The 19,415-nt window shown below is 67.3% G+C and carries 25 protein-coding genes; 14 read left to right on the forward strand and 11 right to left on the reverse strand.

Annotated features, from left to right (window positions below; translation table 11 throughout):
* Window positions 1–27 precede the first annotated feature (27 nt).
* The 3 genes from CHC02_RS06105 to CHC02_RS06115 are packed head-to-tail and all read left to right on the forward strand — an operon-like array spanning window position 28 to window position 2,034.
* A complete protein-coding gene (locus CHC02_RS06105; protein ID WP_089390609.1) occupies window positions 28–477 on the forward strand; it encodes a hypothetical protein in 450 nt (149 codons plus the stop codon).
* Between the two features lie 8 nt (window positions 478–485).
* Complete coding sequence (locus CHC02_RS06110; RefSeq protein WP_089390610.1) at window positions 486–1,112, forward strand: superoxide dismutase; 627 nt, start codon at window positions 486–488, stop codon at window positions 1,110–1,112.
* 22 nt (window positions 1,113–1,134) lie between these two features.
* Window positions 1,135–2,034, forward strand: coding sequence for a ZIP family metal transporter (locus CHC02_RS06115; protein ID WP_089390611.1), 900 nt, complete (start codon window positions 1,135–1,137; stop codon window positions 2,032–2,034).
* A gap of 25 nt (window positions 2,035–2,059) precedes the next feature.
* Here CHC02_RS06115 and CHC02_RS06120 read toward each other — a convergent pair whose 3' ends face one another.
* The 10 genes from CHC02_RS06120 to CHC02_RS06165 form a co-directional block, all read right to left on the reverse strand.
* The gene (locus tag CHC02_RS06120) at window positions 2,060–2,332 is read right to left on the reverse strand and encodes an HPr family phosphocarrier protein (RefSeq protein ID WP_089390612.1); all 273 of its coding nucleotides are present in this window, start codon (window positions 2,330–2,332) and stop codon (window positions 2,060–2,062) included.
* Between the two features lie 31 nt (window positions 2,333–2,363).
* Window positions 2,364–3,221: an RNase adapter RapZ gene (rapZ, locus tag CHC02_RS06125; RefSeq protein ID WP_089390613.1), complete on the reverse strand. Its 858-nt coding sequence runs from the start codon at window positions 3,219–3,221 to the stop codon at window positions 2,364–2,366.
* Between the two features lies 1 nt (window position 3,222).
* Window positions 3,223–3,687, reverse strand: a complete 465-nt coding sequence (gene ptsN / locus CHC02_RS06130) for a PTS IIA-like nitrogen regulatory protein PtsN (RefSeq protein WP_089390614.1) — start codon at window positions 3,685–3,687, stop codon at window positions 3,223–3,225.
* 12 nt (window positions 3,688–3,699) lie between these two features.
* Window positions 3,700–4,008 carry a ribosome hibernation-promoting factor, HPF/YfiA family gene (hpf, locus tag CHC02_RS06135; protein ID WP_089390615.1) on the reverse strand — a complete coding sequence of 103 codons (309 nt, stop codon included), beginning with the start codon at window positions 4,006–4,008 and terminating at the stop codon, window positions 3,700–3,702.
* 76 nt (window positions 4,009–4,084) lie between these two features.
* Complete coding sequence (locus tag CHC02_RS06140; protein WP_089390616.1) at window positions 4,085–5,587, reverse strand: RNA polymerase factor sigma-54; 1,503 nt, start codon at window positions 5,585–5,587, stop codon at window positions 4,085–4,087.
* A 213-nt stretch (window positions 5,588–5,800) separates the two neighbouring features.
* Window positions 5,801–6,526, reverse strand: a complete 726-nt coding sequence (gene lptB, locus CHC02_RS06145; protein WP_089390617.1) for an LPS export ABC transporter ATP-binding protein — start codon at window positions 6,524–6,526, stop codon at window positions 5,801–5,803.
* The gene (gene lptA / locus CHC02_RS06150; protein ID WP_089390618.1) at window positions 6,526–7,062 is read right to left on the reverse strand and encodes a lipopolysaccharide transport periplasmic protein LptA; all 537 of its coding nucleotides are present in this window, start codon (window positions 7,060–7,062) and stop codon (window positions 6,526–6,528) included. The genes lptB and lptA overlap by 1 nt, the downstream gene beginning before the upstream one ends.
* Window positions 7,049–7,618 (reverse strand): LPS export ABC transporter periplasmic protein LptC, encoded by a 570-nt coding sequence (gene lptC / locus CHC02_RS06155; protein WP_089390619.1) that lies wholly within the window; start codon window positions 7,616–7,618, stop codon window positions 7,049–7,051. Before lptC ends, lptA begins: the two co-directional genes overlap by 14 nt.
* Before the next feature lie 8 nt (window positions 7,619–7,626).
* Window positions 7,627–8,151, reverse strand: coding sequence for a KdsC family phosphatase (locus tag CHC02_RS06160; protein ID WP_058488599.1), 525 nt, complete (start codon window positions 8,149–8,151; stop codon window positions 7,627–7,629).
* The gene (locus CHC02_RS06165; protein ID WP_089390620.1) at window positions 8,152–9,126 is read right to left on the reverse strand and encodes a KpsF/GutQ family sugar-phosphate isomerase; all 975 of its coding nucleotides are present in this window, start codon (window positions 9,124–9,126) and stop codon (window positions 8,152–8,154) included.
* A 243-nt stretch (window positions 9,127–9,369) separates the two neighbouring features.
* Between CHC02_RS06165 and CHC02_RS06170 the strand changes: the two genes are divergently transcribed.
* The 10 genes from CHC02_RS06170 (at window position 9,370) to hisC (ending at window position 17,331) form a co-directional block, all read left to right on the forward strand.
* Entirely contained in the window at window positions 9,370–10,179 is an 810-nt protein-coding gene (locus CHC02_RS06170; protein ID WP_089390621.1) for an ATP-binding cassette domain-containing protein, read from the forward strand.
* Window positions 10,179–10,976 (forward strand): lipid asymmetry maintenance ABC transporter permease subunit MlaE, encoded by a 798-nt coding sequence (mlaE, locus tag CHC02_RS06175; protein ID WP_089390622.1) that lies wholly within the window; start codon window positions 10,179–10,181, stop codon window positions 10,974–10,976. The genes CHC02_RS06170 and mlaE overlap by 1 nt, the downstream gene beginning before the upstream one ends.
* Window positions 10,976–11,452: an outer membrane lipid asymmetry maintenance protein MlaD gene (gene mlaD, locus CHC02_RS06180; RefSeq protein ID WP_043272353.1), complete on the forward strand. Its 477-nt coding sequence runs from the start codon at window positions 10,976–10,978 to the stop codon at window positions 11,450–11,452. Before mlaE ends, mlaD begins: the two co-directional genes overlap by 1 nt.
* Before the next feature lie 20 nt (window positions 11,453–11,472).
* Window positions 11,473–12,132, forward strand: coding sequence for an MlaC/ttg2D family ABC transporter substrate-binding protein (locus CHC02_RS06185; protein WP_089390704.1), 660 nt, complete (start codon window positions 11,473–11,475; stop codon window positions 12,130–12,132).
* Window positions 12,129–12,440 (forward strand): STAS domain-containing protein, encoded by a 312-nt coding sequence (locus CHC02_RS06190; RefSeq protein WP_089390623.1) that lies wholly within the window; start codon window positions 12,129–12,131, stop codon window positions 12,438–12,440. Before CHC02_RS06185 ends, CHC02_RS06190 begins: the two co-directional genes overlap by 4 nt.
* 114 nt (window positions 12,441–12,554) lie before the next feature.
* Window positions 12,555–12,794, forward strand: coding sequence for a BolA family protein (locus CHC02_RS06195; RefSeq protein ID WP_009617824.1), 240 nt, complete (start codon window positions 12,555–12,557; stop codon window positions 12,792–12,794).
* A gap of 19 nt (window positions 12,795–12,813) precedes the next feature.
* Window positions 12,814–14,079, forward strand: coding sequence for a UDP-N-acetylglucosamine 1-carboxyvinyltransferase (murA, locus tag CHC02_RS06200; RefSeq protein ID WP_089390624.1), 1,266 nt, complete (start codon window positions 12,814–12,816; stop codon window positions 14,077–14,079).
* 12 nt (window positions 14,080–14,091) lie between these two features.
* A complete protein-coding gene (gene hisG, locus CHC02_RS06205; RefSeq protein ID WP_089390625.1) occupies window positions 14,092–14,727 on the forward strand; it encodes an ATP phosphoribosyltransferase in 636 nt (211 codons plus the stop codon).
* A 174-nt stretch (window positions 14,728–14,901) separates the two neighbouring features.
* Complete coding sequence (gene hisD, locus CHC02_RS06210; RefSeq protein ID WP_089390626.1) at window positions 14,902–16,212, forward strand: histidinol dehydrogenase; 1,311 nt, start codon at window positions 14,902–14,904, stop codon at window positions 16,210–16,212.
* A gap of 60 nt (window positions 16,213–16,272) precedes the next feature.
* Window positions 16,273–17,331, forward strand: a complete 1,059-nt coding sequence (hisC, locus tag CHC02_RS06215) for a histidinol-phosphate transaminase (protein WP_089390627.1) — start codon at window positions 16,273–16,275, stop codon at window positions 17,329–17,331.
* Between the two features lie 48 nt (window positions 17,332–17,379).
* Here hisC and algW read toward each other — a convergent pair whose 3' ends face one another.
* Window positions 17,380–18,540, reverse strand: a complete 1,161-nt coding sequence (gene algW / locus CHC02_RS06220; RefSeq protein ID WP_089390628.1) for a Do family serine endopeptidase AlgW — start codon at window positions 18,538–18,540, stop codon at window positions 17,380–17,382.
* 115 nt (window positions 18,541–18,655) lie between these two features.
* Between algW and CHC02_RS06225 the strand changes: the two genes are divergently transcribed.
* Window positions 18,656–19,414: a Nif3-like dinuclear metal center hexameric protein gene (locus tag CHC02_RS06225; protein WP_089390629.1), complete on the forward strand. Its 759-nt coding sequence runs from the start codon at window positions 18,656–18,658 to the stop codon at window positions 19,412–19,414.
* Window position 19,415: the final 1 nt, after the last annotated feature.

Below are 19,415 nucleotides of genomic sequence, written 5' to 3' on the forward strand. Positions count from 1 at the left end.
GCCGCCCCCACCGTGGAGGTACGCGACATGCGCCATTGGCAACAGACCATCGAACTGGGGAACCGCTGCTTCATCCGCAACGAGTTGATCGATGCCCGCGAGCACTACCTCCACGCCCTGGCCCACGCCCAGTTGCTGCTGGGCCGCTGGCACGAGCCGGACGAGGCGGTGATGGCCTTCGTCATTTCCCACCACAACCTCGGCGACCTGCACGTGCAGCTGGGCCAGCCGGAAGAGGCCGCCGAATACCTGTGCAACTGCCACGAGCGGCTGCTGGAACTGAGCATCGACCCGCGGCAGAGCCGCGACATGCGCGAGGCCGCGCTGCGCCACAGCCGGCGCAGCTACCTCGAGCTGCTCAATTTCATCGGCGAGCACGGCAACTACCCGCGCACCCGCGAGCTGCTGCACCAGCAGGGCGACGTGGAGCTGCGCCCCGGCCTCTTCGCCACCCCGCAATCCATGCGCTACCACTAGGAGCGACCATGCCCCACAGTCTTCCCGCCTTGCCCTACGCCTACGATGCCCTGGAACCGCACATCGACGCGCGGACCATGGAGATCCACCACAGCAAGCACCACCAGACCTACGTCAACAACCTGAACGCCGCGCTGGAAGGCACGCCCTTCGCCGAGCTGCCGGTGGAAGAACTGCTGCAGCAGCTGAACCGCCTGCCGGAGAAGCTGCTCGGCCCGGTGATCAACAACGGCGGCGGCCACGCCAACCACTCGCTGTTCTGGCAGGTGATGTCGCCCGCGGGCGGCGGCGAGCCCGACGGCGCCCTGGCCCGCGCCATCGAAACCGAGCTGGGCGGCTACGCGGCCTTCCGCGAAGCCTTCACCAGGGCCGCGCTGACCCGCTTCGGCAGCGGCTGGGCCTGGCTCTGCGTCGACGGCCAGGGGCGCCTGAAGGTGGAAAGCAGCGCCAACCAGGACAGCCCGCTGATGCAGGACCTGATCCCCATCCTCGGCCTGGACGTCTGGGAACACGCCTACTACCTGCAGTACCAGAACCGCCGGCCGGAATACATCGCGGCCTTCTACGAGGTGGTCGACTGGCCGGAAGTGGCGCGCCGCTACCGCCTGGCCCTGGAGCAGCGGGGGCTCGCCTGATGCCTGCCGGGGAAGTGACGCCATGCGCCCGCTAGAGGCCAGCGCGCGCCAGGCCGGCGCACGCAACCTGCGCTGGTGGCTCGGCCTGGGGATAGTGCTGCTGGGCAGCGGCCTGCTGTTCAACCACCTGTTGCTGCTGGCGCGCCTGCAATTGCCGGCGCCGTTGTACCAGGCGCTGGTCGGCGGCCTGGTCTGCGCCCTGGGCACCGCCCTGGGCGCCGTGCCGGTGCTGCTGATCCGCAGCATGCCGGCGCGGGTGGCCGATGCCCTGCTGGGCTTCGGCGCCGGGGTGATGCTGGCGGCGACCGCGTTCTCGCTGCTGCTGCCGGCGCTGGAGGCGGTCGAGGCCGGTGGCCGCTCGCCGCTCTACGCGGCGCTGCTGGTGAGCTTCGGCATGGCCCTGGGGGCGCTGGGGCTGATGCTGGCCGGGCGGGTCCTGGACGATGCCCAGCATGACCTGCGGGACGCGCCGGGGCCGGCCATCCCCGCGCGCATCCTGCTGTTCGTCGCGGCCATCGTCCTGCACAACATTCCCGAAGGCATGGCCGTGGGCGTCGCCGCCGGCGGCGAGGTCGAAGGGGCGGGCGGCCTGGCGCTGGGCATCGCCCTGCAGGACGTGCCCGAGGGCCTGGCGATCGCGCTGGTGCTGGCGGGGGCGGGCATGTCGCGGGGCAAGGCGATGCTGGCCGGCGCGGCCTCCGGGCTGGTCGAGCCGTTGTTCGCGGTGCTCTGCGCCTGGCTGGTGGGCGTATCGCGGATGCTGCTGCCCTGGGGCCTGGCCCTGGCGGCGGGCGCCATGCTCTACGTGGTGGTGCGGGAAATCGTTCCGGAATCGCAGCGCCGTGGCTATGCCGGGGAGGCCACCCTGGGGCTGATCGTCGGCTTCTGCCTGATGATGGTGCTGGATACGTCGCTGGGCTAGCGCCCGGGGGCGTACCAGCGGGCGATCACTCGCCTTCGTCGAAGTAGTTGTTGATCAGGTCGACGAGGGCCTGCAGGGCCTCGTCGGCCTGCTCGCCCTCGGCGTTCAGGTGCAGGTGGGTGCCCTTGCCCGCGGCCAGCATCATCACGGCCATGATGCTCTTGCCATCCACCGTGCTCTCCGGGCTGCGGCCGACGCGGACCTGGCACGGGAAGCGGCCGGCCACGCCGACGAATTTGGCCGCCGCGCGGGCATGCAGGCCGAGCTTGTTGATGATGGTGATCTCGAGGGCGGGCATCGCGAGGGGGCTGTCCTTTCGTTATCTGCTGCTAGCTCAGGTCGCGGTGGCGAATCTGCACGTTCTTCAGGGTGGCTCTCAGGGCACTGCCGATGCGCTCGGCGAGGTAGACCGAGCGATGATGGCCGCCCGTGCAGCCGATGGCAATGGTGACGTAGGCGCGGTTGCTGGCGGCGAAGCGCGGCAGCCATTTGTTCAGGTAGCCCAGGGTGTCCTGGTACATCTCTTCCACGTCGGGCTGCTCGGCGAGGTATTGCTGCACGTCCTTGTCCAGGCCCGACTGCTCGCGCAGCTCCGGTTTCCAGTAGGGGTTGGGCAGGCAGCGCACGTCGAACACCAGATCGGCGTCCACCGGCATGCCGCGCTTGAAACCGAAGGACTCGACGAGGAAGGCGGTGCCCGGCTCGGGTTTGTTCAGCAGGCGCAGCTTGATGACGTCGCGCAGCTGGTAGAGGTTGAGGTTGGTGGTGTTCAGCTTGAGGTCGGCGAGGTCGGCGATCGGGCTGAGCAGTTGCTCCTCGTCGGCGATGGCCTCGGCGAGGGAACGGTTGTCGGTGGTCAGCGGGTGGCGCCGGCGGGTTTCGGAGAAGCGCTTGAGCAGCGTCTCGTCGTCGGCGTCCAGGTACAGCACGTCGCACTGGATGTGCTTGTCGCGGGCCTCCTGCAGCAGCTCGGGAAAACGCTTGAGCTGGCTGGGCAGGTTGCGCGCGTCGATCGACACGGCCACCTGCGGGTGCATCAGCTCGGTGTGCAGCAGCGCGCGCTGGGCCAGGTCCGGCAGCAGGCTGGCCGGCAGGTTGTCGATGCAGTAGAAGCCGCTGTCCTCGAGGACGTTGAGGGCAGTGCTCTTGCCGGAGCCGGAACGGCCGCTGACGATGATCAGGCGCATGCTAGTGGCCGTTCTGCACTTCCACGACTATCTGGTACAGCGCGTCGCCATCGCTCGCGCGGCGCAGGCGGTCGCGCACCTCGGAACGGTCGAGCATGGAGGCGATCTGGCGCAGCAGCTCCAGGTGCTCCTCGGTGGCCGCTTCGGGTACCAGCAGGACGAACAGCAGGTCGACCGGGGCGCCGTCGAGGGCGTCGAAGTCCACCGGTGCATCGAGGTGAAGGATGGCGCTGATCGGCGCCTTGCAGCCGGTCAGGCGGCAGTGGGGAATGGCGATGCCATTGCCGAAGCCGGTGGAGCCCAGGCGTTCGCGGGCCACCAGGCTTTCGAAGATGTCTTGCGCGTCGAGGCCGGGAAGGTCTTTCACGACCAGGTTGGCGATCTGTTCGAGTACGCGCTTCTTGCTGCCGCCCGGCACGTTCACCAGGGAACGGCCGGGGGACAGGATCTGCTCAAGTCGGATCATAGGGGAGGGGGGTTAGCGGACTCCAACGCCCTGTTGGCGTTCGAGGTACTTTTCCTTGTGTTTGATCAGTTGGCGGTCGAGTTTGTCGGTCAGCAGGTCGATGGCTGCGTACATGTCTTCATGTTCGGCGCAGGCCACCACTTCGCCACCGGCGATGTGCAGGGTGGCCTCGATGCGCTGTTTCAGCTTTTCGACCTCCATGATGACCTGAACATTGGTGATCTTGTCGAAGTGGCGCTCCAGTCGGCCGAGTTTCTCGCCGACGTAGTCGCGCAGGGCGTCGGTCACATCCAGTTGATGTCCACTGATGTTGACTTGCATACCGCTTTCTCCTTATTGCCCGTGTATAAGTGGCAGGTTATGGGGCCTGCCGCCGGAACACCTTGGCTTGGGTCAATCAGACCAGTCGCTTGCGCTCGCTCGACGGAGCTATCCCGAGGGATTCCCGGTACTTGGCGACTGTCCGACGTGCCACTTGAATGCCCTGTGCCTCCAGTAAACCAGCGATCTTGCTGTCGCTCAACGGCTTTTTCGGACTTTCTGCCGCGACCAGTTTCTTGATGATGGCGCGGATCGCCGTGGACGAGCATTCGCCGCCCTCGGAGGTGCTGACGTGGCTGGAGAAGAAGTACTTCAGCTCGAAGATGCCACGCGGGGTGTGCATGAATTTCTGCGTGGTGACCCGCGAGATGGTCGACTCGTGCATGCCCACCGCCTCGGCGATGTCATGCAGGACCAGCGGCTTCATGGCCTCCTCGCCGTACTCGAGGAAGCCGCGCTGGTGCTCGACGATCTGCGTCGCCACCTTCATCAGCGTCTCGTTGCGGCTCTGCAGGCTCTTGATGAACCAGCGGGCTTCCTGCAGCTGGTTGCGCATGAAGGTGTTGTCGGCGCTGGAGTCGGCGCGGCGCACCAGGCCGGCGTACTGCGAATTGACGCGCAGGCGCGGCACCGCTTCCTGGTTCAGTTCCACCAGCCAGCGCTCGTTGTGCTTGCGCACTATCACGTCCGGTACCACGTACTCGGCCTCGCCGGACTCGATCTGCGAGCCCGGGCGCGGGTGCAGCGACTGGATCAGCTCGATGGTCTCGCGCAGCTCGTCTTCCTTGAGCTTCATGCGCCGCATCAGCTGGGTGTAGTCGCGGCTGCCGAGCAGGTCGAGGTGGTCGGCGACCAGGCGCAGGGCCTCGTTCAGCAAGTGGGTGTTGGCGGGCATCTGGCGCAACTGCAGCAGCAGGCATTCGCGCAGGTTGCGCGCGCCGACGCCGGCCGGCTCCATCTGCTGGATGCGCCGCAGCACCACTTCCACCTCGTCCATCTCGACGTCCAGCTCGGGGTCGAGGGAGACGAGGATGTCCTCCAGGGACTCCTCCAGGTAGCCGTCGTCGTTGATGCCGTCGATGATGCTGAGGGCGATCAGGCGGTCGGTGTCGGACATGGGGGAGAGGTTCAGCTGCCACAGCAGGTGGCTCTGCAGGCTCTCGCCGGCGGAGGTGCGGGCGGTGAAGTCCCACTCGTCGTCGTCGTTGCTGGGCAGGCTGCTGGCGCTGGTCTGGTAGACGTCTTCCCAGGCGGTGTCGACCGGCAGTTCGTTGGGGATGCGCTCGGCCCACTGGTCCTCGTCCAGGCTATCGGCGCTGGGCGTGGTGGTTTCCTGGTAGCTTTCGCTCTGCGAGTTGACGCTGGTGTTGGCGGGGGTTTCCGCGCCTTCGGCGTAGGGGTCGCTAGCGTCGAAGTCGTCGCCTTCTTCCTGGCGCTCGAGCATCGGGTTGGATTCCAGCGCCTCCTGGATCTCCTGTTGCAGGTCCAGGGTGGAGAGTTGGAGCAGTCGGATGGCCTGTTGCAGCTGCGGGGTCATCGTCAGCTGCTGGCCCATCTTGAGGACAAGCGATGGTTTCATGGCTGGAACTTGGCACCTTGTTCGCTGGCGTGTAGTGCGCCATATCCACGACTACGGGCGCCAGGGCCGAAGCTCCGGAACGCCGCTAGGAAGCAAATTATATGCCTGAATTCTCGGACTTTGCCTAGGGCGTTTACGCATAAATCTGATGTCGGTCGGTCGGGCCGACGTGAGGGGCTGCCTGCGCCCCGGCGCAAGGCCGGGGCGTGGGGCTCAGAGACGGAACTCGTGGCCCAGGTAGACTTCCTTGACCAGCTCGTTGGCCATGATGGCCGCGGAGTCGCCTTCGGCGATCAGCTGGCCGTCGTTGACGATGTAGGCCGTCTCGCAGATGTCCAGGGTCTCGCGCACGTTGTGGTCGGTGATGAGCACGCCGATGCCCTTGGCCTTGAGGTGGTGGATGATCTGCTTGATGTCGCCCACCGAGATCGGGTCCACGCCGGCGAAGGGTTCGTCGAGGAGGATGAACTTCGGCGAGCTGGCCAGGGCGCGGGCGATCTCCACGCGGCGGCGCTCGCCGCCGGACAGGCTCATGCCGAGGTTGTCGCGGATGTGGTGGATGTGGAACTCCTCCAGCAGGCTCTCCAGGGCCTCCTTGCGGCCGTTGCGGTCGAGGTCGGCGCGGGTCTCGAGGATGGCGCCGATGTTGTCCGCCACCGACAGCTTGCGGAAGATCGAGGCTTCCTGCGGCAGGTAGCCGATGCCGGCGCGGGCGCGGCCGTGCATGGGCAGGTTGGTGACGTCCTGCTCGTCGATGCGGACCACGCCCTGGTCGGCGCGCACCAGGCCTACGATCATGTAGAAGCAGGTGGTCTTGCCGGCGCCGTTGGGGCCGAGCAGGCCGACGATCTGCCCGCTGTCGATGCTCATGCTGACGTCGCGGACGACCTGGCGACCCTTGTAGCTCTTGGCGAGGTGCTGTGCGGTGAGCGTGGCCATCACTGGGCTTGATCCTGCTTCTTCTTGGGCTGGATGACCATGTCGATGCGCGGGCGCGGGGTGGTCACCTGGGTGCCCGTGGCGCGGCCGGCGTTGACGATCTGCCGTTCGGTATCGTAGACGACCTTCTCGCCTTCGAAGGTGTTGCCTTCCTGGATCACCTTGGCCTGGTCGATCAGGATCACCCGGTTCTGGGTGACGAAGTACTGGATGGTCAGGCCGTAGGCCTTGGTGATTTCCTTTTCCGGCGCCGGCTTCTGCTCGAAGTAGGCGGGCTTGCCGACCGAGGTGACCACCTCGATCTCGCCGTCCTTGTTCTGCTTGAGGGTGACGGTGTTGCCGGTCAGCTTCATGCTGCCCTGGGTCACCACCACGTCGCCGCGGTAGACCGCGACGCCCTGCTTGTCGTCCAGCTCGGCGCTGTCGGCCTGCACGCGGATCGGTTGTTCGCGATCGGTCGGCAGCGCCCAGCTTGCGCTGCTGCCCAGGCTGGCGACGAGGCCGAGGAAAAGGGGGAAGGTTTTAACGAACCTCATGCTGACCTCTTACGTTGGACAGCAGGGTCATCCGGCTGTCTTTCAGATACGCTTTCATGCCTACCGCCGTGGTCACCCCTTGGGGCTCGGTGATCTTAACGGGTTGACTGGTCTCGGCATAATCCTTGTCCGGGAACACCGTCATGCGCGTGGTTGTGAGCAGCAGGGTGCGGTTCTGCGCGTCGGTGCGCTGGACCCGGACGTTGTCTATCAGTTCGACCTGCTTGCCTTCCGGGCCCACCTCGGCGCGCACGCTCTGCACGTGCCACGGCTGCGGCTGGCCCTCGCGGAAGAAGAACAGGTCCGGCGTGGTGACGTTGGTGACGTCGGTGGCCTTCATGTGTTCCAGCCGATCGGCGGTCATCTCGTAGGCCAGGCTGCCGTCCTCGCGGTACTGCAGGCTGTGGGCATTGGCCGCGTAGAAGTCGATGGCGTCGTTGCTGGGCGTGACCTGGCGCTCGTTGAAGTCCAGGCGCACGTTCCAGTAGTAGCCCAGCGCGACCAGCAGGACCGCGATCAGGGCGAGGAGGAGCTTCTGGCGAAGGGTCTTCGGCATATCCGGCTCTACAGGTAGGCGCTCTGCGCCGCCTCGAGGTTGCCCTGGGCGCGCAGGATGAGTTCGCAGAATTCACGGGCCGCGCCTTCGCCGCCGCGCGCCTGGGTCACGCCGTGGGCGTGCTGGCGAACGAAGGCGTCGGCGCTGGCCACCGCCATGCCCAGGCCGACCCGGCGGATGACCGGAAGGTCGGGCAGGTCGTCGCCCAGGTAGGCGACCTGTTCATAGCCTAGCCCGAGTTCGGCGAGCAGTTGGTCGAGGACCACCAGCTTGTCCTCGCGGCCCTGGAACAGGTGCTCGATGCCCAGGTTCTGGGCGCGGCGCTCGACCACGGCGCTCTTGCGGCCGCTGATGATGGCGGTGCGCACGCCCGAGGCGATGAGCATCTTGATGCCGTGGCCGTCGAGGGTGTTGAAGGTCTTGAACTCGCCGCCGTCGGGCAGGAAGTAGAGCTTGCCGTCGGTCAGCACGCCGTCCACGTCGAACACCGCCAGGCGCACGCCACTGGCGCGTTGCAGCAGGTCTGCGGTCATTCAGATGACTCCGGCGCGGGTCAGGTCGTGGACGTGCAGCACGCCCACCGGGTGGTCGCCGCCGTCGACCACCACCAGGACGTTGATCTTGTGGTCGTCCATGATCTTCAGGGCTTCGGCGGCGAGCATGTCCGGGCGCACGGTCTTGCCGTGCACGGTCATCACCTGGTCGATGGTGGCCGTGCGCACGTCCACGCCCTTGTCCAGGGTGCGGCGCAGGTCGCCGTCGGTGAACACGCCGGCCAGGCGGCCGTCCTCGCCCAGGACGATGGTCATGCCCAGGCCCTTGCGGGTCATTTCCAGCAGGGCGCCGCTGAGCGAGGTGCCCGGGGAGACCTGCGGCAGTTCTTCACCCACGTGCATGATGTTTTCCACTTTCAGCAACAATCGCCGGCCCAGGGCGCCGCCCGGGTGGGAGAAGGCGAAGTCCTCGGCGGTGAAGCCGCGGGCCTCCAGCAGGGCCACGGCGAGGGCGTCGCCGAGCACCAGGGAGACGGTGGTGGAGGAGGTCGGCGCCAGGTTCAGCGAGCAGGCCTCGTGCTCGACGCTGGCGTCCAGGTTCACCGCGGCGGCCTTGGCCAGCGGCGACTCGGGGTTGCCGGTCATGCTCACCAGGGTGATGCCCAGGCGCGCGATCAGCGGCAGCAGGGTGATGATCTCGACGGTGGAGCCGGAGTTGGACAGCGCCAGGACCACGTCGTCCCTGGTGATCATGCCCATGTCGCCGTGGCTGGCCTCGGCCGGGTGGACGAAGAACGCCGGGGTGCCGGTGCTGGCCAGGGTGGCGGCGATCTTGCGGCCGATGTGCCCGGACTTGCCCATGCCGACCACCACCACGCGGCCCTTGCAGGCGAGCAGCAGCTCGCAGGCTCTGGAGAAATCGGCCCCGATGCGTGGCAGCAGGGCATCCACCGCATCGCGCTCGAGGCCGATGGTGCGTTGTGCCGACTGGATGAAATCGTGATTCTGGCTCATGTTCCGATCGCGTGGGGCGAAGTGAAGGGCGAGATTATAACGGTAAAGCGGTCCGGGCTTCACCCTGCCGATACCGGATCTTGCGCACGCGAAGCTGAATCCGAGCTGAATCGCCGGTGGCGGCCCTTGGGCCGTCGCGCACGCCAGTGCTATAGTTCGCCGCCGTTCGGCCTGTCTTGCGTCACCGTGTTCCGGCGGTTCGACGGGGCATTGCAGGGACAGGGCCGTCATGCAAGGAGTTCTATGAGCACCGATGAAAAATACGCTGTCGAGCTGAAGGGGGTTACCTTCAAGCGCGGTACCCGCGCCATCTTCGACAACGTGGATATCCGTATTCCGCGCGGCAAGGTCACCGGCATCATGGGGCCGTCCGGTTGTGGCAAGACCACCCTGCTGCGCCTGATCGCCGCACAGCTGCGCCCGGTCAGGGGCGACGTCATGGTCAACGGGCAGAACCTGCCCAGGCTGGCCCGCGCCGACCTGTTCGACATGCGCAAGCAGTTCGGCGTGCTGTTCCAGAGCGGCGCGCTGTTCACCGACCTGGACGTGTTCGAGAACGTCGCCTTCCCGCTGCGGGTGCACACCGACCTGCCCGAGGAGATGATCCGCGACATCGTCCTGATGAAGCTGCAGGCCGTGGGCCTGCGCGGCGCCGTCGAGCTGATGCCGGACGAGCTGTCCGGCGGCATGAAGCGCCGCGTGGCATTGGCCCGGGCGATCGCCCTGGACCCGCAGATCCTCATGTACGACGAGCCTTTCGTCGGCCAGGACCCGATCGCCATGGGCGTGCTGGTGCGGCTGATCCGCCTGCTCAACGACGCCCTGGGCATCACCAGCATCGTGGTTTCCCACGACCTGGCGGAAACCGCCAGCATCGCCGACTACATCTACATCGTCGGCGACGGCAAGGTGCTGGGGCAGGGCACGCCGGCGGAGCTCAAGGAGCTCGACGATCCGCGCGTGCGCCAGTTCATGAAGGGCATCCCGGACGGTCCGGTGCCCTTCCACTATCCCGCGCGCGACTACCGCGCCGACCTGCTGGGGGAACGCTGATGCGCAAGACTTCACTGCTCGAGCGGATCCGCCTGCTCGGGCGGTCGGGCCTCGACGTGCTCGAGGCGCTCGGCCGTTCCACGCTGTTCCTCGGCCACGCCATGCTGGGCCGCCGGGTGCCCGGCGGCATGGGCCAGCTGCTGGTCAAGCAGCTGTACTCGGTGGGCGTGCTGTCGCTGGCGATCATCGTGGTTTCGGGCATCTTCATCGGCATGGTGCTGGCCCTGCAGGGCTACAACATCCTCAAGGACTATGGTTCCGAGCAGGCGGTGGGGCAGATGGTGGCCCTGACCCTGCTGCGCGAACTGGGCCCGGTGGTGACCGGCCTGCTGTTCGCCGGCCGCGCGGGTTCCGCGCTGACCGCCGAGATCGGCAACATGAAATCCACCGAGCAGCTTTCCAGCCTGGAGATGATCGGCGTCGACCCGCTGCGCTACGTGATCGCGCCGCGCCTGTGGGCCGGCTTCATCTCGATGCCGCTGCTGGCGGCGATCTTCAGCGTGGTCGGCATCTGGGGCGGCGCCGCCGTCGCCATCGACTGGCTGGGCGTATACGAGGGCTCCTTCTGGTCGAACATGCAGAACAGCGTGCAATTCGGCGAGGATGTGCTCAATGGCGTGATCAAGAGCGTGGTGTTCGCCTTCGTTGTGACCTGGATCGCCGTGTTCCAGGGCTATGACTGCGAGCCGACCTCCGAAGGGATCAGCCGCGCGACGACTCGAACCGTGGTCTATGCCTCCCTGGCGGTACTGGGGCTGGACTTCATACTGACCGCTTTGATGTTTGGAGACTTCTGATGCAAACCCGCACCCTGGAAATCGGTGTAGGCCTGTTTCTTCTCGGCGGCCTGCTGGCCCTGCTGCTGCTGGCCCTGCGTGTCAGTGGACTGACCATCGGGCATTCCACCGACACCTACCAGCTGTATGCCTACTTCGACAACGTCGCCGGCGTGACCGTGCGCGGCAAGGTGACCATGGCCGGCGTGACCATCGGCAAGGTGGTCGCCGTGGACCTGGACCACGACAGCTACCGTGGCCGGGTGACCATGGAGATCAACAAGAGCGTCAACAACCTGCCGGACGACTCCACCGCGTCTATCCTCACCGCAGGCCTGCTGGGCGAGAAATACATCGGCATCAGCGTCGGCGGCGACGACAAGATGCTCACCGACGGCGGGGTGATCCACGACACCCAGTCCGCGCTGGTGCTGGAAGACCTGATCGGCAAGTTCCTGTTGAACTCGGTCAACAAAGAAGAGCCCAAGAAGCAATGACGATGATGAGGATGAACGCCATGCTGACTCTCCTGCGCCGCGGCCTGCTGGTCCTGCTCGCCGCGCTGCCGCTGATCGCCAACGCCAACGCCGCGCCCAATGCGCAGCAGGTGGTGCAGCAGACCGTCGACAACCTGCTGTCCGACCTCAAGGCCAACAGGCCGGCCTACCGCGCCGATCCCAAGCAGCTCTACGCCGCCCTGGACCGCATCCTCGGCCCGGTGGTGGACTCCGAGGGCATCGCCAAGGGCGTGATGACCGTCAAGTACTCGCGCCAGGCCACCCCGGAGCAGATCAAGCGCTTCGAGACGGTGTTCAAGAACAGCCTGATGCAGTTCTACGGCAACGCCCTGCTCGAGTACGACAACCAGGACATCCGCGTGCTGCCGTCCACCGGCAAGCAGGACCCGGAACGTTCCAGCGTGAACATGGAGATCCGCGACAGCAAGGGCACCGTCTATCCGGTGCAGTACACCATGGTCAACCAGTCGGGGACCTGGCGCCTGCGCAACGTGATCATCAACGGCATCAACATCGGCAAGCTGTTCCGCGACCAGTTCGCCGACTCCATGCAGAAGAACGGCAACGACCTGGAGAAGACCATCGCCGGTTGGGACCAGGTGGTCGCCCATGCCAAGGACGCCGCCAAGGGCAACCCGGACGAGGGCGGCGCGCAATGAGTGGCGCCGCCAGCATCAGCGAGGGCGCGGCCGGCGAGCTGCGCCTGGCCGGTGTGCTCGACTACCGCAGCGGCGCGCAGCTGCGCGAGCAGGGCAAGGCCCTGATCGCCGCGAGCGGCGCCCAGCAACTGGTGGTGGACTGCTCGGCGGTGGAGAAATCCAGCAGCGTCGGCCTGTCGCTGCTGCTGGCCTTCCTGCGCGATGCCCAAGAGGCGGGCAAGAGCCTGCAGATCCGCGGCCTGCCCAAGGACATGCAGGACATCGCCAAGGTCAGCGACCTCGACGGCATCCTGCCGCTGCAGGGCTGACCGGGGCGGTCGAAAGCCCCTCCGTCCGCGACTTCCCCTGGCGGGGTTCGCAGGCGGGGGGCTTTTTTGTATCATTGCCGGCCCGCGCGCGTTGAGCGCCGATCGAGGTCGAGCATGCAGGCGATTGAAGTCAAGAACATCCTGGAAGCCAAGCTTCCGGGTACCCAGGTCGAAGTGGAAGGCGAAGGCTGCAACTTCCAGCTGAACCTGATCAGTGACGAACTGGCCGGTCTGAGCCCGGTGAAACGTCAGCAGCAGATCTACGCGCACCTTAACGAATGGATCGCCAGTGGCGCCATCCATGCCGTGACCATGAAATTCTTCAGCCGCGCCGCCTGGGCCGAGCGTTCCTGAGCCGCCGGGGATTACCTCTATGGACAAACTGATCATTACCGGCGGTTCCCGTCTCGACGGCGAAATCCGCATTTCCGGCGCCAAGAACTCCGCGCTGCCGATCCTCGCCGCCACCCTGCTGGCGGACACCCCGGTCACCGTGTGCAACCTGCCGCACCTGCACGACATCACCACCATGATCGAGCTGTTCGGCCGCATGGGCGTGCAGCCGGTGATCAACGAGAAGCTCAACGTCGAAGTCGACGCCAACAGCATCAAGACCCTGGTCGCGCCCTACGAGCTGGTGAAGACCATGCGCGCCTCGATCCTGGTGCTCGGCCCCATGGTCGCGCGCTTCGGCGAGGCCGAGGTGGCCCTGCCCGGCGGCTGCGCCATCGGTTCGCGCCCGGTCGACCTGCACATCCGCGGCCTGGAAGCCATGGGCGCGCAGATCACCGTCGAGGGCGGCTACATCAAGGCCCGGGCCCCGGCCGGCGGCCTGCGCGGCGCGCACTTCTTCTTCGATACCGTGTCCGTGACCGGCACCGAGAACATCATGATGGCCGCGGCCCTGGCCAACGGCCGTACCGTGCTGGAAAACGCCGCCCGCGAGCCTGAGGTGGTCGACCTGGCCAACTGCCTGATCGCCATGGGCGCGCAGATCCAGGGCGCCGGCACCGACACCATCGTCATCGACGGCGTGAAGCGCCTGGGCGGCGCCAAGTACAACGTGCTGCCCGACCGCATCGAGACCGGCACCTACCTGGTCGCCGCCGCCGCCACCGGTGGCCGCGTCAAGCTCAAGGACACCGACCCGACCATCCTCGAGGCTGTGCTGCTGAAGCTGGAAGAGGCCGGTGCGCACATCAACACCGGCAACGACTGGATCGAGCTGGACATGAAGGGCAACCGGCCGAAGGCGGTGAACATCCGCACCGCGCCGTACCCGGCGTTCCCCACCGACATGCAGGCCCAGTTCATCTCGCTGAACGCCGTGGCCGAAGGCACCGGCGCGGTGATCGAGACCGTGTTCGAGAACCGCTTCATGCACGTCTACGAGATGAACCGCATGGGCGCGCAGATCCTGGTCGAAGGCAACACCGCCATCGTCACCGGCGTGCCGCAGCTCAAGGGCGCACCGGTCATGGCCACCGACCTGCGGGCTTCCGCCAGCCTGGTGATCGCGGGTCTTGTGGCCGAGGGCGACACCCTGATCGACCGCATCTACCACATCGACCGTGGCTACGAGTGCATCGAAGAGAAGCTGCAACTGCTCGGCGCCAAGATCCGCCGCGTACCGGGCTAGGGCTGACCAGACATGCTGACCATCGCCCTGTCCAAGGGCCGGATCCTCGATGACACCCTGCCGCTGCTCGCAGCGGCGGGCATAGTGCCGACCGAGAACCCGGACAAGAGCCGCAAGCTGATCATCCCCACCAGCCTCGACGACGTGCGCCTGCTGATCGTCCGCGCCACCGACGTGCCGACCTACGTCGAGCACGGCGCCGCCGACCTCGGCGTGGCCGGTAAGGACGTGCTGCTGGAATACGGCGGCCAGGGGCTGTACGAGCCGCTGGACCTGAAGATCGCCAACTGCAAGCTGATGACCGCCGGCGCGGTCGGCGCGCCCGAGCCCAAGGGGCGCCTGCGGGTGGCCACCAAGTTCGTCAACGTCGCCAAGCGCTACTACGCCGAGCAGGGCCGCCAGGTCGAGGTGATCAAGCTGTACGGCTCCATGGAGCTGGCGCCGCTGGTCGGCCTGGCCGACAAGATCATCGACGTGGTCGACACCGGCAACACCCTGCGCGCCAACGGCCTGGAGCCCCAGGAACTGATCGCCCACATCAGCTCGCGGCTGATCGTCAACAAGGCCTCGATGAAGATGCAGCACGCGCGCATCCAGGCCCTGATCGACACCCTGCGCGACGCCGTCGAGGCGCGACACCGTCACTGATGCCCACCGCGGCCCTGCGCCGCGGCAGTGACCGCCAGGGATGGCGGAAATGCCGAAAACGCAGGGAGCTTTTTTCGGCCCTATCCGTGTCATAGCCAAATTTTCTCGGGTGCCCGCACGGTGGGCTTGCTAGTCTAGCGGCGCCCGAGATCACGCCAATTAAAGAGGCCAGCTATGACCGCACCCTTCGCCATCCGTCGACTCAATGCCGCCGATCCGGACTTCGCGCGTCATCTGGACCATCTGCTGTCCTGGGAAAGCGTATCCGACGACGCCGTGAACCAGCGCGTGCTGGACATCATCGCCGCCGTGCGCAGCCGCGGCGACGCCGCCCTGGTCGAGTTCACCCAGCGCTTCGACGGCCTCGCCGTCAACTCCATGGCCGACCTGATCCTGCCGCGCGAGCGCCTGGAGCTGGCCCTGACGCGCATCACCCCGGCCCAGCGCGAAGCGCTGGAAACCGCCGCCGAGCGCGTGCGCAGCTACCACGAGAAGCAGAAGCAGGACTCCTGGCGCTACACCGAGGCCGACGGCAGCGTGCTCGGCCAGCAGGTCACCCCGCTGGACCGCGCCGGCCTGTACGTGCCCGGCGGCAAGGCGTCCTATCCGTCCTCGGTGCTGATGAACGCGATTCCCGCCAAGGTCGCCGGCGTTTCCGAGGTGGTGATGGTGGTGCCGACGCCGCGTGGCGAGATCAACGAGATCGTCCTGGCCGCCGCCTGCATCGCCGGCGTCGACCGCGTCTTCACCATCGGCGGCGCCCAGGCCGTGGCCGCGCTGGCCTATGGCACCGAGAGCGTGCCCCAGGTGGACAAGATCGTCGGCCCGGGCAACATCTACGTGGCCACCGCCAAGCGCCACGTGTTCGGCCAGGTGGGCATCGACATGATCGCCGGCCCCTCGGAGATCCTCGTGGTCTGCGACGGCGGCACCGACCCGGACTGGATCGCCATGGACCTGTTCTCCCAGGCCGAGCACGACGAGGACGCCCAGTCGATCCTGGTCAGCCCGGACGCGGCCTTCCTCGACAAGGTCGCCGCCAGCATCGAGAAACTGCTGCCGACCATGGAGCGCGCCGAGATCATCCGCACCTCGCTGGGCAACCGCGGCGCGCTGATCCAGGTCGCCGACCAGGCCCAGGCCTGCCAGGTGGCCAACCGTATCGCCCCGGAGCACCTGGAGCTGTCGGTGGCCGACCCGCAAAGCTGGCTGCCGGGCATCCGCCACGCCGGCGCCATCTTCATGGGCCGCTACACCGCCGAGGCCCTGGGCGACTACTGCGCAGGCCCGAACCACGTGCTGCCGACCTCCGGCACCGCGCGCTTCTCCTCGCCGCTGGGGGTGTACGACTTCCAGAAGCGTTCGTCGATCATCTTCTGCTCGGCCGATGGCGCCTCGGTGCTCGGCAGGACCGCCTCGGTCCTGGCCCGCGGCGAGTCGCTGACCGCCCACGCCCGCAGCGCCGAATACCGCATCAAGAACTGAACCCGTGCCGCCGCCCCGTGATGGGGCGGCCCCACCACCGCATTCGAGGAGAGAAGGGCGATGAGCAAGTTCTGGAGCCCCTTCGTCAAGGACCTGGTGCCCTACGTGCCGGGCGAACAACCCAAGCTGGCCAAGCTGGTCAAGCTGAACACCAACGAGAACCCCTATGGCCCCTCGCCCAAGGCGCTGGCCGCCATGCAGGGCGAGCTGAACGATGCCCTGCGGCTGTACCCGGACCCCAACGCCGACCGCCTGAAGCAGGCCATCGCCGACTACTACGGCGTGCGCCCGGGCCAGGTGTTCGTCGGCAACGGCTCCGACGAGGTGCTGGCCCACGCCTTCCACGCGCTGTTCCAGCACGACGGCCGGCCGCTGCTGTTCCCCGACGTGACCTACAGCTTCTACCCGGTGTACTGCGGTCTCTACGGCATCCCCTTCGAGGCGCTGGCGCTGGACGAGCGGTTCCAGATCCGCGTCGAAGACTACGCCAGGCCCAACGCCGGCATCATCTTCCCCAACCCCAACGCCCCCACCGGCTGCCTGCTGCCCCTGGAGGCCATCGAGCGCCTGCTGCTGGCCAACCCGGACAGCGTGGTGCTGGTGGACGAGGCCTACGTCGACTTCGGCGGCGAGACCGCGATCGCCCTGGTGGAGCGCTACCCGAACCTGCTGGTGGCGCAGACCCTGTCCAAGTCGCGCTCCCTGGCCGGGCTGCGCGTCGGCCTGGCGGTCGGCCACGAGGACCTGATCGAGGCCCTGGAGCGGGTCAAGAACAGCTTCAACTCCTACCCGCTGGACCGCGTGGCCCAGGCCGGCGCCATCGCCGCCTTCGAGGACCGCGAGTACTTCCAGCGCACCTGCCAGGCGGTGATCGACAGCCGCGAGAAGCTGGTGGGCGAGCTGAGCGGCATGGGCTTCGAGGTGCTGCCCTCGGCGGCCAACTTCATCTTCGCCCGCCACCCGCGGCACGACGCCGCCGAGCTGGCCGCCGGCCTGCGCGAGCAGGGCGTGATCGTGCGCCACTTCAGGCAGGAACGCATCGCCCAGTTCCTGCGCATCAGCATCGGCACCGAGGAGCAGAACCAGGCGCTGCTGGACGCCCTGCGCCCGCGGCTCTGAGCCTTCCTCGGCAGGAAAGGCAACGGCGCCCTCGGGCGCCGTTCTTCGTCATTGCTGCTGTTGCTGCGCGGGCGGGGCCGGCGGCGGGCGCAGGCCCACTTCGGCCTGCAGGGTGACGTGCTTGCCGTTGCGCAGCACCTGGATGCTGATCTGCTCGCCCGGCTTGGTGCGCGCCACCTGGTTCATCGCGGTGCGGCCATCGGCGGCCTTCTTGCCGTCGATGTCGAGGATGATGTCGCCCGGCTGCATGCCGGACTGGGCCGCGGGGCCGTCGCGGTAGACGCCGGCGACCACCACGCCGCCCTGGTCCTGCAGGCCGAAGGACTCGGCCAGCTCCGGCGTCAGCGGCTGCACCTCGACGCCCAGCCAGCCGCGGATCACCGAGCCGTGCTCGATGATCGACTGCATCACCTCCAGCGCCAGCTTGACCGGGATGGCGAAGCCGATGCCCTGGGAGCCGCCGGACTTGGAGAAGATGGCGGTATTGATGCCCACCAGGTTGCCGCTGGCGTCCACCAGGGCGCCGCCGGAGTTGCCCGGGTTGATCGCCGCGTCGGTCTGGATGAAGTCCTCGTAGGTGTTCAGCCCCAACTGGTTGCGGCCGGTGGCGCTGATGATGCCCATGGTCACCGTCTGGCCCACGCCGAAGGGGTTGCCGATGGCCAGGCAGACGTCGCCGGTGCGGATGCCGTCGGAACGGCCGAGGGTCATCACCGGCAGGTCCTTGAGGTCGATCTTGAGCACCGCCAGGTCCGTCTCCGGGTCGCTGCCGACCAGGCGCGCGGTGGTCTCGCGGCCGTCGCGCAGGGCCACGACTATCTGGTCGGCGCCGGCGGTGACGTGGTTGTTGGTCAGCAGGTAGCCTTCCGGGCTCATGATCACCGCCGAGCCCAGGCTCGACTCCATGCGCTTCTGTTGCGGCAGGTTGTCGCCGAAGAAGCGGCGGAACAGCGGGTCGTCGAGCATCGAGTTGCCCGGCCGGCTGACCATCTTGGTGGTGTACAGGTTGGCCACGGCCGGGGCGGCGCGGGTCACGGCGTCGGCATAGGTCCCGGGGCCCTGCTGCAGGCGGCTGAGCAGGGGCGCCTGCTGCAGGTGGACTTCCTGTTCGGGCAGGCCGACCCATTCGGGGTTACGCTGGATGATCAGCAGCGCCAGCAAGACGCCGACAAGCGCGGGCCAGCCGAGAAAACGCAGGGCCTTCAGCATCGGAGGACGATCCTTGGGGGTTGCTCGGCCTGGGGAAGGCCGCTAGGGTGGCCGCCATTATACGGGCGGCGTGGCAAGAAAATAGCCGTCTCCCCTAATGCCTGGAGGAAATTCGATGGCGATCGATCTGACCGAGCTGGTCGAAGAGGCCGACCGCTACCTGGACGCCGCGCGCATCCAGGACTACTGCCCCAATGGCCTGCAGGTGCAGGGCCGGCCGCAGGTGCGGCGCATCGTCAGCGGCGTCACCGCCAGCCAGGCGCTGCTGGACGCGGCGGTGGCCGCGCAGGCCGATGCGGTGCTGGTCCACCATGGCTACTTCTGGAAGGGCGAGAATCCCTGCGTGGTGGGCATGAAGCAGCGCCGCCTGAAGACCCTGCTGGCCCACGACATCAGCCTGATCGCCTACCACCTGCCGCTGGACCTGCACCCGCAGGTGGGCAACAACGTGCAGCTGGGGCAACAGCTCGGCCTGCACGTCGAGGGCCCGCTGGAGCCGGGCAACCCGCGCTCCATCGTGTTGCTGGGCGCCCCCGCGGCGCCCACGGCGCCAGCCGATTTCGCCGCCCACGTGGCCCGGGTGCTGGGCCGCGAGCCGCTGCTGGTGGAAGGCGAGCGGCCGATCCGGCGCATCGCCTGGTGCACCGGCGGCGCCCAGGGCTACATCGACCAGGCCATCGCGGCGGGCGTGGATGCCTACCTCACCGGCGAGGTCTCCGAGCAGACGGTGCACAGCGCCCGGGAGAACGGCATCACCTTCATCGCCGCCGGCCACCATGCCACAGAGCGCTACGGCGTACAGGCGCTGGGCCGTTACCTGGCCGAGCGCTTCGGCATCGAGCACCGCTTCATCGACTGCCCGAACCCCGCCTGAT

Source organism: Pseudomonas delhiensis (assembly GCF_900187975.1).
Taxonomy (GTDB): domain Bacteria; phylum Pseudomonadota; class Gammaproteobacteria; order Pseudomonadales; family Pseudomonadaceae; genus Pseudomonas; species Pseudomonas delhiensis.

Excerpts from the sequence above, each read along its gene's own strand:
- CHC02_RS06105 (WP_089390609.1), top strand. The coding sequence starts at position 28 with ATGCGCCATTGGCAACAGACCATCGAACTGGGGAACCGCTGCTTCATC.
- CHC02_RS06110 (WP_089390610.1), top strand. The coding sequence starts at position 486 with ATGCCCCACAGTCTTCCCGCCTTGCCCTACGCCTACGATGCCCTGGAA.
- CHC02_RS06115 (WP_089390611.1), top strand. The coding sequence starts at position 1,135 with ATGCGCCCGCTAGAGGCCAGCGCGCGCCAGGCCGGCGCACGCAACCTG.
- CHC02_RS06120 (WP_089390612.1), bottom strand. The coding sequence starts at position 2,332 with ATGCCCGCCCTCGAGATCACCATCATCAACAAGCTCGGCCTGCATGCC.
- rapZ (WP_089390613.1), bottom strand. The coding sequence starts at position 3,221 with ATGCGCCTGATCATCGTCAGCGGCCGTTCCGGCTCCGGCAAGAGCACT.
- ptsN (WP_089390614.1), bottom strand. The coding sequence starts at position 3,687 with ATGATCCGACTTGAGCAGATCCTGTCCCCCGGCCGTTCCCTGGTGAAC.
- hpf (WP_089390615.1), bottom strand. The coding sequence starts at position 4,008 with ATGCAAGTCAACATCAGTGGACATCAACTGGATGTGACCGACGCCCTG.
- CHC02_RS06140 (WP_089390616.1), bottom strand. The coding sequence starts at position 5,587 with ATGAAACCATCGCTTGTCCTCAAGATGGGCCAGCAGCTGACGATGACC.
- lptB (WP_089390617.1), bottom strand. The coding sequence starts at position 6,526 with ATGGCCACGCTCACCGCACAGCACCTCGCCAAGAGCTACAAGGGTCGC.
- lptA (WP_089390618.1), bottom strand. The coding sequence starts at position 7,062 with ATGAGGTTCGTTAAAACCTTCCCCCTTTTCCTCGGCCTCGTCGCCAGC.
- lptC (WP_089390619.1), bottom strand. The coding sequence starts at position 7,618 with ATGCCGAAGACCCTTCGCCAGAAGCTCCTCCTCGCCCTGATCGCGGTC.
- CHC02_RS06160 (WP_058488599.1), bottom strand. The coding sequence starts at position 8,151 with ATGACCGCAGACCTGCTGCAACGCGCCAGTGGCGTGCGCCTGGCGGTG.
- CHC02_RS06165 (WP_089390620.1), bottom strand. The coding sequence starts at position 9,126 with ATGAGCCAGAATCACGATTTCATCCAGTCGGCACAACGCACCATCGGC.
- CHC02_RS06170 (WP_089390621.1), top strand. The coding sequence starts at position 9,370 with ATGAGCACCGATGAAAAATACGCTGTCGAGCTGAAGGGGGTTACCTTC.
- mlaE (WP_089390622.1), top strand. The coding sequence starts at position 10,179 with ATGCGCAAGACTTCACTGCTCGAGCGGATCCGCCTGCTCGGGCGGTCG.
- mlaD (WP_043272353.1), top strand. The coding sequence starts at position 10,976 with ATGCAAACCCGCACCCTGGAAATCGGTGTAGGCCTGTTTCTTCTCGGC.
- CHC02_RS06185 (WP_089390704.1), top strand. The coding sequence starts at position 11,473 with ATGCTGACTCTCCTGCGCCGCGGCCTGCTGGTCCTGCTCGCCGCGCTG.
- CHC02_RS06190 (WP_089390623.1), top strand. The coding sequence starts at position 12,129 with ATGAGTGGCGCCGCCAGCATCAGCGAGGGCGCGGCCGGCGAGCTGCGC.
- CHC02_RS06195 (WP_009617824.1), top strand. The coding sequence starts at position 12,555 with ATGCAGGCGATTGAAGTCAAGAACATCCTGGAAGCCAAGCTTCCGGGT.
- murA (WP_089390624.1), top strand. The coding sequence starts at position 12,814 with ATGGACAAACTGATCATTACCGGCGGTTCCCGTCTCGACGGCGAAATC.
- hisG (WP_089390625.1), top strand. The coding sequence starts at position 14,092 with ATGCTGACCATCGCCCTGTCCAAGGGCCGGATCCTCGATGACACCCTG.
- hisD (WP_089390626.1), top strand. The coding sequence starts at position 14,902 with ATGACCGCACCCTTCGCCATCCGTCGACTCAATGCCGCCGATCCGGAC.
- hisC (WP_089390627.1), top strand. The coding sequence starts at position 16,273 with ATGAGCAAGTTCTGGAGCCCCTTCGTCAAGGACCTGGTGCCCTACGTG.
- algW (WP_089390628.1), bottom strand. The coding sequence starts at position 18,540 with ATGCTGAAGGCCCTGCGTTTTCTCGGCTGGCCCGCGCTTGTCGGCGTC.
- CHC02_RS06225 (WP_089390629.1), top strand. The coding sequence starts at position 18,656 with ATGGCGATCGATCTGACCGAGCTGGTCGAAGAGGCCGACCGCTACCTG.